Origin of the sequence: Rhodococcus sp. UNC363MFTsu5.1 (assembly GCF_000686785.1) — a bacterium.
GTDB classification, from domain to species: domain Bacteria; phylum Actinomycetota; class Actinomycetes; order Mycobacteriales; family Mycobacteriaceae; genus Rhodococcus_G; species Rhodococcus_G maanshanensis.
Genome location: NZ_JMLO01000022.1, coordinates 1 through 13,524, shown reverse-complemented (window position 1 = coordinate 13,524; position 13,524 = coordinate 1). Strand labels below are relative to the sequence as shown.

Here is a 13,524-nt window from a genome sequence, read left to right as displayed (position 1 = left end):
CCCGGCGGTGTCCCGTCCGGCTCGCACAGCTGGGGCAATTCGGTGGGGCAATTCCTGATCACGTTTATTGCACTGCGGTTTGCGATGGCAGGATCGGACCATGAATCAACTGACCAGCCGGCTCGCGGGGCAGCTCGACTTCGGCGAGGACTCGGCGGCCGGTGCCGTGCTACCCGCTGGGATAGACGGATTCGGACCGGGTGCCTGGTATTGGGTTCACGGTGACGAGACTCTGAACCAGAGCGAACTCGACAAGGCAGAAGCCGCGCTCGGCGATGTGCGGGCTCTGGTCGCTGCGGCCTTCGTCGCCTTCGCAGCCGAGCTGACCGATCCGCGGTCGACAACGTCGTTGTTTCGCGAGTTTCACGTCGAGGAGATTCCGGAAGAGATGGTGTGCGAGCTGTTCGACGTGGATGCCCGTGAGGTCGTCACCGACGAGGTCTTCCTCGACCATCTACACCTCGTCGGCATCGCGGTCAGCCCCGCGGCCACGGAACGTGCCCTCGCACTCGACTTCGCAATCGGCGCCGACAAGGCCACCGACCAACTGCTCGTCGCCGTGTGGGATCGGAACGACACCGTCACCGTTCACCACGAAAGTTGAGCCCGGCGGCCGAGCCCTCATCGTTCGTGCCGCCGAGTGCCTCGTGGATCGGTTCCCACTCCTCGTCCTCGCGGGCCCAGCAGCCGAGCGTTCGGCGATCGCGACCCTCGTCACTCATCTCCGGTCCCGTCCTTCAGCAGCACCGCGATCGCCTGTCGGTCATACGGCAGGCCGACGCGCATGAGCGCCAGACCTGCGTTGCCGACGTTCGTTCCCCACAACCTCTCGTTCGCCACCAAAGCCGCGAGGAACTGACGCTGAGGCGCGCCGATGTTCTCGGGTACCGGTGGGTACTCACCCGGAACGAACTCGACCTCGGGGAACGCGGCACGAAGCAACGGTCCCCAGTCGTTGTCGGCCGTGTACGGGGTCGAAAGCTGCACTATCGCAACTGCCGCCGGCAGGATCGCGGCGAAGGACGTTTCCCGTTGCAGGAGCGAATTCAGCAGCGTGAACCGGACGTGCATGGGAAAACTGCTCGGTCGCCGTTCGAACCACCGGTCGACTGCTTCCGGCTGAGTCAGCGCACGGACGAGTTCTTCCGCCGCCTCCCCGGAACGCGGCAGGCACAGGGCGGCACACGCGCGGATCGCGGGATCGGCGTCGGCGAGCCAGCCGCTGACGTCGGCCCCGACGGTGCCGAGAGCGAGAACAGCCGTGGCTCGGTCATCACGCTCCGTGGCGTTGTCCGCGAAGGAACCCAGCGCTGCGGCGACTCGGTGCTGATACGGCGGAGTGGAATCGCCGTTCCATCGCGCCAGCGCGCTCACCGCCCCGGCCTTGTTGGCGAGGGCATCCGATCTCATGAGCTGAAGAAGCCCCTCCAGGACCGGGTCCGCCTGCTGCCGGAGCGCCGAGATGGCGTGAGCCATGAGCGCTTCTGCCACCGGCGACTCCCACGCCTCTTCTGCTTCCTCTTCGTCGTCGGACTCAAGGGCCTCGAAGAACTCGCGTTCCTCCTCGTCGGAAGGCGGCCCGACCTCGTCTTCGGACGCACGCAGCTGCCCGACCAGGGCAAGACTGTCGCCCGCCGCCCCAAGGAAGTCCACCAGCGCGGGCAGGCGCGCTGACGCGGTCTTCTGGTCCGCGCCGCCGATCCAGAACGAGACGGCTTGTGCAACAGCGGCAACCGCGGGTGCCGTTGCCGGGTAGATGGTGCCCTGATGCAGCACCGCGCTGTATAGATGCTCCATCGCCGTCGAGAACGCCGTCTCGTCGGCACCCACCAACGCCTCCAGGTGAGCCGGCGTGTCCGTCGCCACCGCATAGGCGTGGAAGAGTTGATCCCAGTCGTGGGTCTCGCTCACGCGACGTAGTCCTGTTCATCACGCCGCACCCGATCGATGTACTCCTCGGCCAGTGCAAATGCACCGTCGTCGAGCGCGCGACCCGGCACGAAGAACGCCGCCTTCCCCGCCGTGTTCCGAAATACGATGCCGCCCTTGATGCGTACCGCGCCGGAGAACGAATTCCACGGCGCGCGCGATGAGCCGAAACTGCCATCCAACCCCAGCCCGTCCGGAGCTATCCGCACCGTGAGTCGCGATCCGACACGCATGGCGTCATCGACCGCCTTCGCGGCAACGCGACGAAGGACGACCACGAAGACGACGAGCAGCAGCGCGAGCGCTGCGATCACCCCGAATGCGAACACCCCGGTGGAGCGACCCGACACCGCCAACACGATGCCGACGACCAGCGCGATCGGGAGGGCGATCATGCCCGTGATCCGCAGGCGACGTGACACCGCCGCGTCGACGAACGCCCGCCGGACGGCTGACCTGTCCGCGGCATCGATTGTGATGCTGTTCTCGAACACGGCCGCCTACTCGCTTCCCTGTTTCGCCGGCCCGGTGAGCGCCGCACGAATCCGCTCGAACGCCTGCCGAGTCTCCGGAGGTTCGAGGAAGTCATCCAGCGGCGCCCCACTCGCCTCGAAGTCCGTCTGTTCGAGCAGCGCGATGCCGAGAGCGGCGATCCGCTCCGAGGATCGTTCCTCCAGAAAGTCGGCCCACGTCTCCAACGCGGTGATCGCGCGCAGGAGATCCGGATCCATGTCGCCATCGGACAGGTCGCCCTCGTCGATCTCCACGATCCATGCCCGGAGCTGCTCGACGGACGCCGTACCCGCTCCGTCGGCAGCCGCGCTGACCGCGCGTGCTCCGGCCTCCGTCAGCTCGGCTGCCGCCGCCGCGGCCACCCCATCCGCGGTGAGGAGCTCCCGCGTGACCGCGATCCCGAACTCGACCTGCGCCTCGACCGTAGCGTGCGTTGCATACTCACGAACGGAGTTCTCGACTTCCTCGTAGCTACTCACGTCGCGCCACCTTTCCGGCCTGGGCGAGGTTCGCCGCGACGATTGTTCTACCAGTTTCCGGAGCCGTTGATCGTCGGGCCTTCGATCCGTCCGGGTCGTTGAACTCGCCGGCGACGACCCAGCCGTCGCGCACGCCGACCCGGTCAGCGCCGGGTGCCCGTCGGCGGTGAGATCAACAGGGCAGTGGAAAGGACAGATTTCGCGCGGATGGCGAAGTGGTTGCCATGGTCATGGCCCTGTTCTTCAGGGGACATGCGGATCTCGCTGGATCCGAGGCACTTTTGGTGGACTGCCATGGTGACGTCAACGGGGACGCGAGGAGCCTGGAGGTGTTCGCGCGACGTGGTGCACGTGATCGCACAGCCTTTTGCAAGCAGTCAGACTGTGCGCTCGCCTCCGGTCCGGGTGTCGGGTGACTTGGGTTCCGAATGCGGGACGGGGCAGCCTCTGGGGAAGGTGCCGAGGTCCTCGACGTTGTAACCGTTTGGGTAGCTGCGGATGTAGGGAAGCGCGGAGGTCGGCAGTGGGCGAGTTCGTGGGGCTGTGCGTCGGATGAGTCGTCCGCGCGCCTTCAGCACCGTGGACACGAGGACTCGCTCGACTGCACTGGGCCGGCGGTAGCCGAGCGCGTTGGCCAAGGGTTCATCCATCAGCGCACGGGCGATTCTCTTGGCCATCGACGGTGGGATCAGATCATTGGGTGGAAATGTCGCCATCAGGTCCAGGGTCGAGTCTGCCACCGCTCGTCCGCCGGCCGAGTAGGCGAAATGGGTGCGTTCGTAGTCGTCGTGGAACGTCACGAAGTCTGCGTAGGTGGTCGGAATCTCCTTGATGCCCATGTGGTGGCCGACGGTTCGCAGATGGTTGGTCAGCGCGGTGATCTCATGATCGGTCAGGTCCCGCCAGCCGTACCGGGAGATCCATCGCACCGGGCCGACAACCAACGTCGTGAGGGTATAGAGCATGTCGCCGTTGGCGATGTCGTAGGCGCCGTGCATGTTGTTGAGCCTGCGGATCGCGCGGCGTCCGATTTCGCTGCCGAAGTCGTGTTCGATGAACGTCCCGAGGATCAGGGCGGTGTCGTCGAACCGTTTCTGCACGCGTTCGGTGTACTCGCCGGTCGCATAGAGCAATTGGCCGATGCTCGGGACCGCAAAGGTGCGGAACTGCGCAAGGCTCTCGGCCTGGATCAGATCCCAGGGGAACTCGTGGTGATGGAGTATTCGGACGATCTCGCGGCAGTCAGAATTATTGTCCAGCAATGCAATTCGGTCTCGCCACGCGAACCGGTCCGATTGTGGGGTGGGCATCGGTGTGAACCTTCCTGGTCAGGTGGGCGCGTCTGCGCGCCTAGATGGGGCATCCACGCGACCGTGTGTCCGGTGCGAACGAGGTGAGGCCGAGGCTGCGGTAGCTGCGCGAAAGCTCCTCGTACCGCCACCGGTTGTAGGCCAGCGGACTGTACTGGAGCCGTTTCGGCAGATGCCGGAACGCGAAGCGCACCCCCGCGGTGAGGACGCGGAACTCGATCTCATGGCGGCGAGTCCAGCGGACCCGAGTCAATGCTCGAACGCCTGGGTGCATGATCCCGAAAGACAGGATGCAGACACCGTGTCCGGCCACTGGGCCGATCAGCCGCCACAGCGGCGACGCGACCGCCGGGATGAAGTCGGGCCGCGGCGGAGACAGCAGGGAATCGACGGCATTGTCGAGTGTGTCGTTGGCCCGCAGTCTGGTTCGCGCCATCTCGTCGTAGTTCTCACGCAGCTCGCAATAGGTTTCGGGCAGCGCGGATTTGCCGGGCAGGTGCAGGCCCACAGTGGCGGCCTTGAAGTACTCCCAGAATGCCTGGTCGTCGTCGGCGGTGAGCCGTTCGCCGGTCATTGGGGTGTAGGAGTTGTGCATCATGAAGAAGGTGCTGGTCAGGATCCAGTTCCACGACTCGGGCGAGAGGGCGCTGTACCGCTCGCCGTCGTCTGTGACCCCCTTGACGTCGCGGTGTAGGAGCTTGAGGCGGCTGAACTCGGCCCTTCGGTCGGCCTCGGTGCCCCAGAACACGAGCTGGTCGGACGCCGCCGTCCGAATCGCCCTCGCCCACGTGGCATTCCGGATACGGCCGGTCGACTCGACGCCCGCGGCCACTGACGGCAATGCAACCTGGTCGAAGAGGGCTCCGCCGAACAACCCCATCAGCACGCTGGCGCCGTGCCAGCGGAACTTCTCGAACCGCGCCGCAGCGGCCGTCTCAGCCAACTCGCGCTGGTTGGTAGCAGGGGGTGAATCGTTGTCCGTCTCGATCAGGGAAGTCATGCCATCCTCCAGATGATAGAACCGATGCGTGAATCTATCGTGATAGATATTGACTGCGTTTCTATCACCGGCGACGCGACGTGCGCAAGGCTCGAGCCATGGGCACGTAGACTCCGAACCCATGCCCGCCGATGAGGAACCGCTCCTGACGAGCCTTTTTGCCGAAACCGGCGCTTCGGATGAGGGAACCGACCGAATCCTGGATGCGGCCCTGACGCTTTTCGCGTCCTCGGGGATCCGGAAAACGACGATGAATCAGATCGCCGAGGCCGCCGAACTCGGTGTCGCGACCGTCTACCGGCGGTTCCCGCAGAAGCGGCAGCTCGTGCATGCCGCTCTCCTGCGGGACGTGAGCCGCTTCATTGCCTTCGTGGAGGCCAGCGTCGCCGGAATCGAGGCGCTCGACGATCAGATGGCAGTCGGCTTCGCCGCGTTCGTCCGAGGTGTGTCTGAGCGGCCGGTGATGCTCTCCGTGGTTCGGGGTGATCCGGAAACGGGTGTCACGCTGCTTGCGGATCGGGCGATACTCGACCTGGGGCGCACGTTCATTGCGCGGACGATCCGGCCATGGCAGGAATCCGGCGTCCTCGCCGACTTCGACACCGACATGGTGGCCGAGATCTTTGCGCGGCTCGCGCAATCGCTGATCCTGACCCCGGGTGGCATCATTCCCGCTGAGAACGGCGACAACACAAGCAAATTCGCACGCACATACCTGCTTCCGTTGCTCTATCCACGCATAGCTCGCGATCCGGACTGAGTACGGCGAACTATCCCGCGCCACCGAAGATCGGTGCGGGTCTGGCCCTTGCAGCCGACACGAGTACGAGGTGACCGTCGCCGGCGACCCCGTCGACGATCATCGACGGCATGCAGAACACCAGCGCCCAACCCCGCGACACCGTCCGCGAGTCATACTCGGCCAGATCCCAGGAGTACGTCGATCTCTTGGGCTCCATGACCTCGACACACCCCTCCGATCGAGCCCTGGTGCGCAGCTGGGCCGCCACCCTGACGGGCCCCGTGCTCGACGCTGGGTGCGGTCCGGGGCAGTGGACAAACTTCTTGGCCACCGAGTGCGGACAGGCCGTGACCGGGATCGACCTGGTTCCTGAGTTCGTTGAACGAGCTCGATCGGAGTACCCCGACCTCACCTTCGAAGTCGGCGGCTTCGAGGCACTGGATGCCGCGACAGGATCACTGGGCGGCGTGCTCTCCTGGTACTCGCTCATCCACCACCGTCCGCAGGACATCCGGACTCCGCTCGCCGAGTTCGCGCGCGTGATCCGGCCGGGCGGAGGGTTGTTGGTGGGCTTCTTCGAAGGTGCGGCCGTAGGGCCTTTCGACCACGCCGTCACCACTGCCTATTGGTGGCCGGTGGCCGAACTCGGTCAGGAGTTGGTCACGGCCGGCTTCGAGGTGATCGAGACGCATACCCGAACGGGGAGCGGCTACCGGCCTCACGGCGCGATCGCCGCACGCAGGCAGGGCCCCCGGTGAGGGATCGACGAAGGCCGCGCCCGCCGGACCGATCTCGGGACGCGGTCAGTGCGCCGCGTCCGCCTTCTTCCGCTTCGGGATCAGGTGCATGATCAGGACGACGATCGCGCCGACGACGAGTCCGACCAGTGCCGACGCCACGGTCCCCGCGGTCCAGGACAGCACGCCGCCGAAGCCACCGTGCACGAGTTCACCGAACCAGTGCTCGAGATCGTGGAGGCGATCGGCCGGCCAGTGGAAACCTGCTTCGCCGACGTTGACGATGAGGATGTGACCGCCGACCCACAGCATCGCGGCGATCCCGACCACGGTGAGCACCGCCATCACCTTCGGCATCGCTGCCACGAGGCCGCGGCCGATCCGCTGACTGAACGATGACTTGCGCCCCGCGAGCGCGAGACCCACGTCATCCATCTTCACGATCAGCGCGACCACGCCGTACACCAGGATGGTGATGAGAACCGCGACGACGATGAGCACCATCAGCCGGGTGAAGAACGGTTCGTCCTCGACCGACGACAGGGAGATCACCATGATCTCGGCGGAGAGGATCAGGTCGGTGCGGATCGCGCCGCTGACCATCGTCTTCTCGTGTTCGGGCCCACCCAGCGCCGCGGTCTCCGCCTCGCCCTCGTGATGACCGCCGGTCAGCGCCTCGTAGACCTTCTCGGCGCCCTCGTAGCAGAGGAACAAGCCGCCGGCGATCAGCAGGTAGGGCAGGGCCTGCGGCAGGAACTGGCTGAGGATCATCGCCACCGGGAGGATGATCAGCAGCTTGTTGCGGATCGAGCCGATCGCGATCTTCCGGATGATCGGCAGTTCGCGCTTGGGAGAGAAGCCGTGCACGTACCGCGGCGTCACGGCGGTGTCGTCGACAACCACACCCGCAGCCTTGATGCTGGCCTTGCCGGCCGCCGCACCGATGTCGTCGATGGACGCCGCGGCCACTTTCGCGATCGCTGCGACGTCGTCCAACAGGGCGACGAGACCACCAGCCACGGGAACCTCCCAGTTCGGATAATGCAGAGCCGATCGAGCGACACGCGGTAGCGGGTCGACACAGAACGGTACCGAACCGGCGGGCACCCCTGCCCGGCTGACCGCGGACGGGTGGCCCGGCCCGGGCACACCGACTCAGCGAGGTGTGGTCGCGGCGGGGAGCGGCAGCCACACCGGCTCCGCAGGGATCCGCTCCAGCACACCGTCTGCGAAGACGTCGTACAGCGGAAGCTGCTCTGCGTGCACATAGCCGATGTGGCAGTCACACACGTCCAGCGGGCAGGGGCGCGGCCGCAATGCATGCCGGAAGGAGCCGTCGTACAGGTTGCCCAGGACCTCGGGAACGAAATGGCAGCGCCGGACGGTGCCTGCCCCGTCGACGGACACCACCGAGTCACCCGTACGGCATGCGCTCCCCCGCGTCCGGTGCGGGTGCCTGCTGAACTCGAAGAGGGGGTCGATCTCAGTCCAATCGGCCGCGTCGGCGTCGATGTACTCGTGTCCCTCGGCGGCGTTGACCCATAGGTACACCGAATCGGGAAGCTCGGCACGCAGCCGACGGGCGGCGGCCAGGTGCTCCGGCAGTCCCACGATCCCCACGCTGAAGCGCACGCCCAGCGCGGTCAGTTCGGCGGTCTTGGTGAGGAACCGGTCGTGGGGCGTCTGACCGGGGTGGTACGTGCACCACAGGGCGACCGTGTCGCGGTCGGCGTCGGCGAGCCAGCCGGTGCGGTAGCTGAGGTTGGTCTGGATCGCCACCCGACGTACCTGCGGCAGCAGGGACAGGTCCACCAGGGCCCGCCGGTACCAGGAGCGGACGAGGCCCTCCCCCCACGGTGTGAACAGGATCGACAGCTCCCGGTCCTGGCCCGCCACCCATGCACAGAAGCGCTCCAGTGCGGCCAGGTCGGCCCGCAACTGTTCGGGGGTGTCCCGGCGCTTGGCGAACGGGCAGTACGGGCAGTCGTAGTCGCAGGACGCCAGCGGGCCTCGGTACAGGATGGTCAGCACCGTCAGCGGCCCTCGTACTCGGCCATCGCGGCGCGTACCTGCGGCGAGAACAGCTCCGGGCCGAGGGCGTCGGAGTAGGCCAGACCCAGTTCGGTCAGTCGCAGCCGGCCACTGTCGGAGTGGAGCCATCCGCGCTCGGACCACCGGTCCAGCTGGGCGCCGAAGTGCTCGTGGGGATCGGCTCCGAACCGGGACCGGTAGTCCGCCAACGGCATTCCCGAGGCCTGCAGCACGGACTGCAGCAGGTGCCGGCGTCGGGTCTCGTCCTCGGTCATCGCGTGGCCGACCACGGCACGGCGGAAGTCGTCGACGGTGCCTGCCACGTAGTCGTCGATGATGGTGCGCACCTCCCGCGCGTCGACCGCGTAGTCGAAGGAGTAGTGCAGTCCTCGGGTGTACGACCGTGCGCCGCACCCGAGTCCGATCATGCCGTCGGTCTGGCAGGCGTAGTCGTCCGGACCGACGTCGGGGGCGTCGGCGCGGCGGAACATGCGCATCGACTCCTGGACGTAGCCCGCGGCGATCAGGTGGTCGCGTCCGCGGCGGTAGAGGTCGAGCCGGTGCGCGTCCCAGTCCGGGTCGGGTCCGGCACCCCGCCGGGCCAGACCGGTCAGCGGTCGCACGTACAGCGGGTACAGGTACAGCTCCTCGGGACGCCAGACCAGCGCGGCGTCGAGGGAGGCGGCCCAGGACTGCGGTGTCTGGCCGTCGATCCCGTAGATCAGGTCGATGTTGAGCACCTCGATCGCGGCGTCCCGGATGCGCTGCAGGGCCGCGTCGACGTCGGCACGCCGCTGCGGCCGCACCGCCGCCCGCGCCTCGGTGTCGTCGAAGCTCTGCACGCCGAGGCTGAGCCGGGTGATCCCGCGCTGGGCCAGGACCGCGAGCCGGTCGGCGGTGGCGGTCGACGGGGACGCCTCCACCGACAGGGGGATCGCCCGCAGGTCGGCGCCCATGCCCTCGGCGATGTCGCACAGCCGGTCCAGTTCCGCCGCGGTCAGGTAGGTGGGGGTCCCGCCGCCGAACGCCGCCGTCGCGAATCGGGCCGACGGTGCCAGGGCCTCGCGCACCGCCTCGGACTGCCGCTCCAGGGCGTCGAGGTACCGGGTGGTGAGTTCGTCCGGCGCCCCGACCCGGGTGAACAGATTGCAGAATCCGCAGCGCACCTCGCAGAACGGCACGTGCAGGTACAGCGACAGCGCGTCCTGCGGTTCGTCCGCCCACAGCTCGGTCAGGGCCGGACGCGGGTCCAGCGGCCGGTAGGCGGTTTTGTGCGGGTACGCGTACACGTAGTTCTGGTACGGCGGAAGGTAATCCGCCGCAACGGAGTCCGGCGGTACCGGCAGGGGCAGGTCGACGGCGGTCATCTCGGTCCCTCGAGGAAGAAGTGGGCATAGGGCACCGTCCACACCAGGGGGTGGCCCAGCCGGTGCCCGGTGTAGCCGTCCTCGCCGTAGGTGGTGCCGTGGTCGGAGCACACGATCGCGAAGCACCGGCGCCGGCTCGACATTGCGGCGAACAGTCGTCCGATGTGCCGATCCACGTACTCCAGCGCGGCCGCGTGCGTCGCCCGGGTGTCCCCGGCGTCCGCGGTGGCTCCCTCGGCGAAGAACCAGTTCGGTTGGTGCAGGGCCGAGACGTTGACGAACAGGAACAGTCTGCGCTCGGCGGGGAGTCGGTCCACCGCCCGTGCGGCGAGGTCCACCTGCGCCTCGAACGACGTCGGCGATGTCACCCCGAGCTCGGGTGACCAGTGCGCCTCGTCGAACAGATCGGGCAGCACCGAGCCCAACGCGCCCCGACGGTTGAAGAAGCCGACACCGCCAATGCACACCGTGTGGTACCCGACGGAGGCAAGGCCCGCAACGAGATTCGGCTCCGCGAACACGAACGTCCCGTCCGCGGTCGACTCGCTGCCACCGAACTCGGCGGCGAACAGTCGCGGGTGCGGCCCCTGCCCGACCGGCGTGGGCAGGAACCCGGCGAACATCGCCTGGTGCGAGGCGTAGGTGAAGCTGCCGGGGGCATGGCGTTCCTCCCACCTGCCACCGGGCAGGTGCCGCGCGAGGTTCGGGATCCGACCGGCGGCCGCGAGTTCGCAGGCCACGTCGTAGCGCAGGGTGTCGAGCGTGATCAGCAGGATGTCGTCGGAGCCGACGACGGTGTTCATGTCCGGCTGTGCCGCAGCCGATTCCGGCTGCGCGCCGACCGTCATGTCAGGCCGCGACATGATCGGACCACCCTCCTGCGACCGCGGCCAGTTGCGCCGCATAGGTGTCGAGGCCGTCGGCGCGGCCCGGGAGCCCGCTCAGGCCCGGGAGTAGGTCGCCGAACGCATTCACCTCACCGACCGCGGCACCGCGCCAGTTCGCGGCGGGCAGCAGGTCCACCCCGACACACAGCGTGCGCGGGAAGCAGGCGGCGGCACCTTCCGCGACGGCGAGCGCGCTCTCCCAGCCGTATCCCGAGGCGTCGAAGCCGACCCGCGCGGTCTCCAGGTCGCCGCGTTGCCCGCCCAGGTGCAGGTTGGTCATGGGGTGGGCGCTGGTACGCAGCACCGCGTGGGTCGCCCGCCCGGCGATCACCACGACCCGCAGATCGGCGGCGCGACCCTGCCACGACGGCTTCGGCAACCACGCCTCGATGTGCAGGCATTCGCCTGCCAGCGCGTCGATCAGGGCGCCGACCTCGGTTTCGCCCGTGAGCCGGCGCACGCGCAGGGAGTTGTAGAGACCGTCCGCGGCGATCTCCACGCTGCTGCGGGCCTGCACCCGGCCACCCGGTGCGGTCTCGACGGCAACCACACCGGCCGCGGACGATCCGTGCGCGGGTTTGACGAAGAACCGCCGCAACCCGGCAGCCGTGGCCAACGCGCGCACCTCCGGCCAGCTCCGCGGCATCGGCGCGTCGCCGCCCGAGGTGGGCGAGATCGGCACCGGCACAGCATTGCTCGCGAGGATCGCGTGACACCGTCGCTTGTCGAACAGGACGGCCAGATCGTCCGGATCGGTCAGCCGGCGCCCGCCGCGCAGCGTGTCGACCGCGGCGAGCAGCGACGCGTACCACCGCGGGCCGTCGGCGATCCGGGTCGGGTCCCCGGCTCCGCGCAGCAGCGCGTCCACGTCGGCGTCCTCGCCGGGCGAGTCGAGGCGTACCCACTCGTCGGCGTCGAACCGGGCCCCTCGGCCAGTGAGCACCTCGCGCCAGGACACCACCCGCGGGGTGGGCATGCCGGAGCGGGTCGCGGCGTCGAGCAGCATCGTGACGCGGCGGTTCTCCGGATTGCCCACGACCGCCAGTCGCGGGCGGGTCATTCGCCGACCGCGACCGTCCGGTAGATCGTTCCGTCGTACTCGTCTTCCTCGGCATTCTCGCTGTCGAGACTCAGTTGCACTCCGGACGGTTCGAGTGCCGCCCGCAAACGCTCCCGCATGCCGTCGCTCAGGTAGTTGTGGTGCAGGTCCAGCGTCTCGAGGTGGGTGAGCGACTGCCCCGCGAGCAGCGCCTCGGCACCGGCGTCCAACAGCACGCCCTTGGACAGATCCAGGACGCGCAGCTGCAAAACGATCGCCGCCGTCGCGACGGCGGCCGCGATCTCGTCCTGGTACTCACTGTTCGAGAGCGCGAGGCGCGTCAAGCTGGGGAGCTTCTCCCCGGCGAGGATCGGGGCGAGGTCCTCGACGGTGGAATCGGCACCGTATTCCTCTGTGCCCAACCACAATTCCAGATCGGTGAGGGACGGCAGATCTGATTCAGCCACCGCCCGGACCACGTCGGCCGGCAGGCCGCCCGACTCGAACACCAGGCGGCGCAGGTTCTCGTGCCGGACCGGGGTCAGCTCCAGCTGGTTGCCGCCGCGCACCGCCAGGTGCTCCAGCCGCGGAAAAGCCGTCAGCAGTGCGGTGACGTCCGACTGCACGATCCAGGAGATCTCGCAGTCCTCGACGGTCATGTCCCCGATGAACAGGGCCCGCAATGCGGGCAGTTCGCCGGAGGCCGCGACGAGAGCCTCCACCACGTCGGAGGAGCTCTCCTCGTACGGATCGGTCCAGCCGCCGACGACGATCGCCTGCACGGTCGACGGATCGACCGCGGCACGGAACTTCTCGAAAGCCTCCGGCCACTCCATGGGCGGTTCGTACGTGGGAACCGAGATTCGCCAGGCGACCGGGCCCTCCGCGGGCATGATGGGGGCAGTGTCGATGGGGAACTCCACGACCGGAAGTCCGTGGAACTCTTTCTGCAGCTCGCTGATCACCGGGGCGCTCCTGGTCTCGGGTGGGCTCGATGGGCACTATGCCCGATTTGGGACGGTTGCTGACGACCCTACAGACCACCGAGTTCGGGCATTCATCAACGGCCTCCGAGGTCAACCCGACGTCAGCGGCGGGTGAGGTCTACCGCCGCTGACCCTGAAACCCGTTGTCGCGCAGATGGGCACCAGCGGCGGTGGCAGCGCGGTCGTCGACTTCCTCGGCGTCGAGTCGGGGTTCGGGGGTGCTGTCGGTGTTCGATCGTAGGGTCTGCACGACGGGCCGAGTGGCTTCGTGGATGGGAAGGAGTGAGCTATGGGGACCTGGGGTTCGGGACCGTTCGAGAACGACGGTGCGCTCGACCTGCTCGCGGCGCTTCGGGCCGGTGACTTCGACATCGACGATTTTTGCAGGCATGCCGACGAGGAGTACCTCGAGTCGCACGAGGCGGAGGCCGCCATCGCGCTTGCGGAGGTCGTCGCGGTGGCACACGGACTCCGGCCCGCACCTCAGCAGTTCGACGGCATCGA

The 13,524-nt window shown here is 67.8% G+C and carries 17 protein-coding genes; 4 read left to right on the top strand and 13 right to left on the bottom strand.

Annotation, left to right across the window (positions count from 1 at the left end; translation table 11 throughout):
* Positions 1 to 100: 100 nt before the first annotated feature.
* Positions 101 to 604 carry a DUF2004 domain-containing protein gene (locus BR31_RS0117355; RefSeq protein ID WP_027502082.1) on the top strand — a complete coding sequence of 168 codons (504 nt, stop codon included), beginning with the start codon at positions 101 to 103 and terminating at the stop codon, positions 602 to 604.
* On the opposite strand, the gene BR31_RS31585 is transcribed toward BR31_RS0117355, so the two are convergent.
* From BR31_RS31585 to BR31_RS0117330, 6 genes are all read right to left on the bottom strand, one after another.
* Entirely contained in the window at positions 582 to 722 is a 141-nt protein-coding gene (locus tag BR31_RS31585; protein ID WP_156042530.1) for a hypothetical protein, read from the bottom strand. The two genes, BR31_RS0117355 and BR31_RS31585, sit on opposite strands and share 23 nt — an antisense overlap.
* On the bottom strand, positions 715 to 1,911 hold the full coding sequence (locus tag BR31_RS29060; protein ID WP_051637518.1) for a hypothetical protein: 1,197 nt from the start codon (positions 1,909 to 1,911) through the stop codon (positions 715 to 717). The genes BR31_RS31585 and BR31_RS29060 overlap by 8 nt, the downstream gene beginning before the upstream one ends.
* Entirely contained in the window at positions 1,908 to 2,324 is a 417-nt protein-coding gene (locus tag BR31_RS0117345; RefSeq protein ID WP_156042529.1) for a YcxB family protein, read from the bottom strand. Before BR31_RS0117345 ends, BR31_RS29060 begins: the two co-directional genes overlap by 4 nt.
* A gap of 105 nt (positions 2,325 to 2,429) precedes the next feature.
* Positions 2,430 to 2,921 (bottom strand): hypothetical protein, encoded by a 492-nt coding sequence (locus BR31_RS0117340; protein ID WP_027502080.1) that lies wholly within the window; start codon positions 2,919 to 2,921, stop codon positions 2,430 to 2,432.
* Between the two features lie 377 nt (positions 2,922 to 3,298).
* Positions 3,299 to 4,231: an oxygenase MpaB family protein gene (locus BR31_RS29055; protein ID WP_081830544.1), complete on the bottom strand. Its 933-nt coding sequence runs from the start codon at positions 4,229 to 4,231 to the stop codon at positions 3,299 to 3,301.
* A 40-nt stretch (positions 4,232 to 4,271) separates the two neighbouring features.
* Positions 4,272 to 5,354, bottom strand: a complete 1,083-nt coding sequence (locus tag BR31_RS0117330; protein WP_231496537.1) for an oxygenase MpaB family protein — start codon at positions 5,352 to 5,354, stop codon at positions 4,272 to 4,274.
* Between BR31_RS0117330 and BR31_RS0117325 the strand changes: the two genes are divergently transcribed.
* Positions 5,353 to 5,991, top strand: coding sequence for a TetR/AcrR family transcriptional regulator (locus BR31_RS0117325; protein ID WP_027502078.1), 639 nt, complete (start codon positions 5,353 to 5,355; stop codon positions 5,989 to 5,991). The genes BR31_RS0117330 and BR31_RS0117325 overlap by 2 nt on opposite strands.
* Positions 5,992 to 6,001: 10 nt before the next feature.
* On the opposite strand, the gene BR31_RS31930 is transcribed toward BR31_RS0117325, so the two are convergent.
* On the bottom strand, positions 6,002 to 6,190 hold the full coding sequence (locus BR31_RS31930; RefSeq protein WP_197023647.1) for a hypothetical protein: 189 nt from the start codon (positions 6,188 to 6,190) through the stop codon (positions 6,002 to 6,004).
* Here BR31_RS31930 and BR31_RS0117320 point away from each other — a divergent pair.
* A complete protein-coding gene (locus BR31_RS0117320; RefSeq protein WP_027502077.1) occupies positions 6,102 to 6,731 on the top strand; it encodes a class I SAM-dependent methyltransferase in 630 nt (209 codons plus the stop codon). The genes BR31_RS31930 and BR31_RS0117320 overlap by 89 nt on opposite strands.
* Before the next feature lie 45 nt (positions 6,732 to 6,776).
* Here the strand turns inward: BR31_RS0117320 and BR31_RS0117315 are convergent, their stop codons facing one another.
* The 6 genes from BR31_RS0117315 to BR31_RS0117290 form a co-directional block, all read right to left on the bottom strand.
* On the bottom strand, positions 6,777 to 7,730 hold the full coding sequence (locus tag BR31_RS0117315; RefSeq protein ID WP_027502076.1) for a DUF808 domain-containing protein: 954 nt from the start codon (positions 7,728 to 7,730) through the stop codon (positions 6,777 to 6,779).
* 135 nt (positions 7,731 to 7,865) lie between these two features.
* Positions 7,866 to 8,741 carry an STM4011 family radical SAM protein gene (locus tag BR31_RS29050; RefSeq protein ID WP_197023644.1) on the bottom strand — a complete coding sequence of 292 codons (876 nt, stop codon included), beginning with the start codon at positions 8,739 to 8,741 and terminating at the stop codon, positions 7,866 to 7,868.
* Between the two features lie 2 nt (positions 8,742 to 8,743).
* Positions 8,744 to 10,108 carry an STM4012 family radical SAM protein gene (locus BR31_RS0117305; RefSeq protein WP_027502075.1) on the bottom strand — a complete coding sequence of 455 codons (1,365 nt, stop codon included), beginning with the start codon at positions 10,106 to 10,108 and terminating at the stop codon, positions 8,744 to 8,746.
* Complete coding sequence (locus tag BR31_RS0117300) at positions 10,105 to 10,971, bottom strand: STM4013/SEN3800 family hydrolase (RefSeq protein ID WP_231496536.1); 867 nt, start codon at positions 10,969 to 10,971, stop codon at positions 10,105 to 10,107. Before BR31_RS0117300 ends, BR31_RS0117305 begins: the two co-directional genes overlap by 4 nt.
* Positions 10,958 to 12,055: an STM4014 family protein gene (locus BR31_RS0117295; RefSeq protein WP_027502073.1), complete on the bottom strand. Its 1,098-nt coding sequence runs from the start codon at positions 12,053 to 12,055 to the stop codon at positions 10,958 to 10,960. The genes BR31_RS0117300 and BR31_RS0117295 overlap by 14 nt, the downstream gene beginning before the upstream one ends.
* A complete protein-coding gene (locus tag BR31_RS0117290; RefSeq protein WP_027502072.1) occupies positions 12,052 to 12,999 on the bottom strand; it encodes an STM4015 family protein in 948 nt (315 codons plus the stop codon). Before BR31_RS0117290 ends, BR31_RS0117295 begins: the two co-directional genes overlap by 4 nt.
* Positions 13,000 to 13,309: 310 nt before the next feature.
* On the opposite strand from BR31_RS0117290, the gene BR31_RS0117280 reads away from it, so the two are divergent.
* Positions 13,310 to 13,524, top strand: a 215-nt coding sequence (locus tag BR31_RS0117280; protein WP_027502145.1) for a DUF4259 domain-containing protein, incomplete at its 3' end; no start/stop codon positions are given.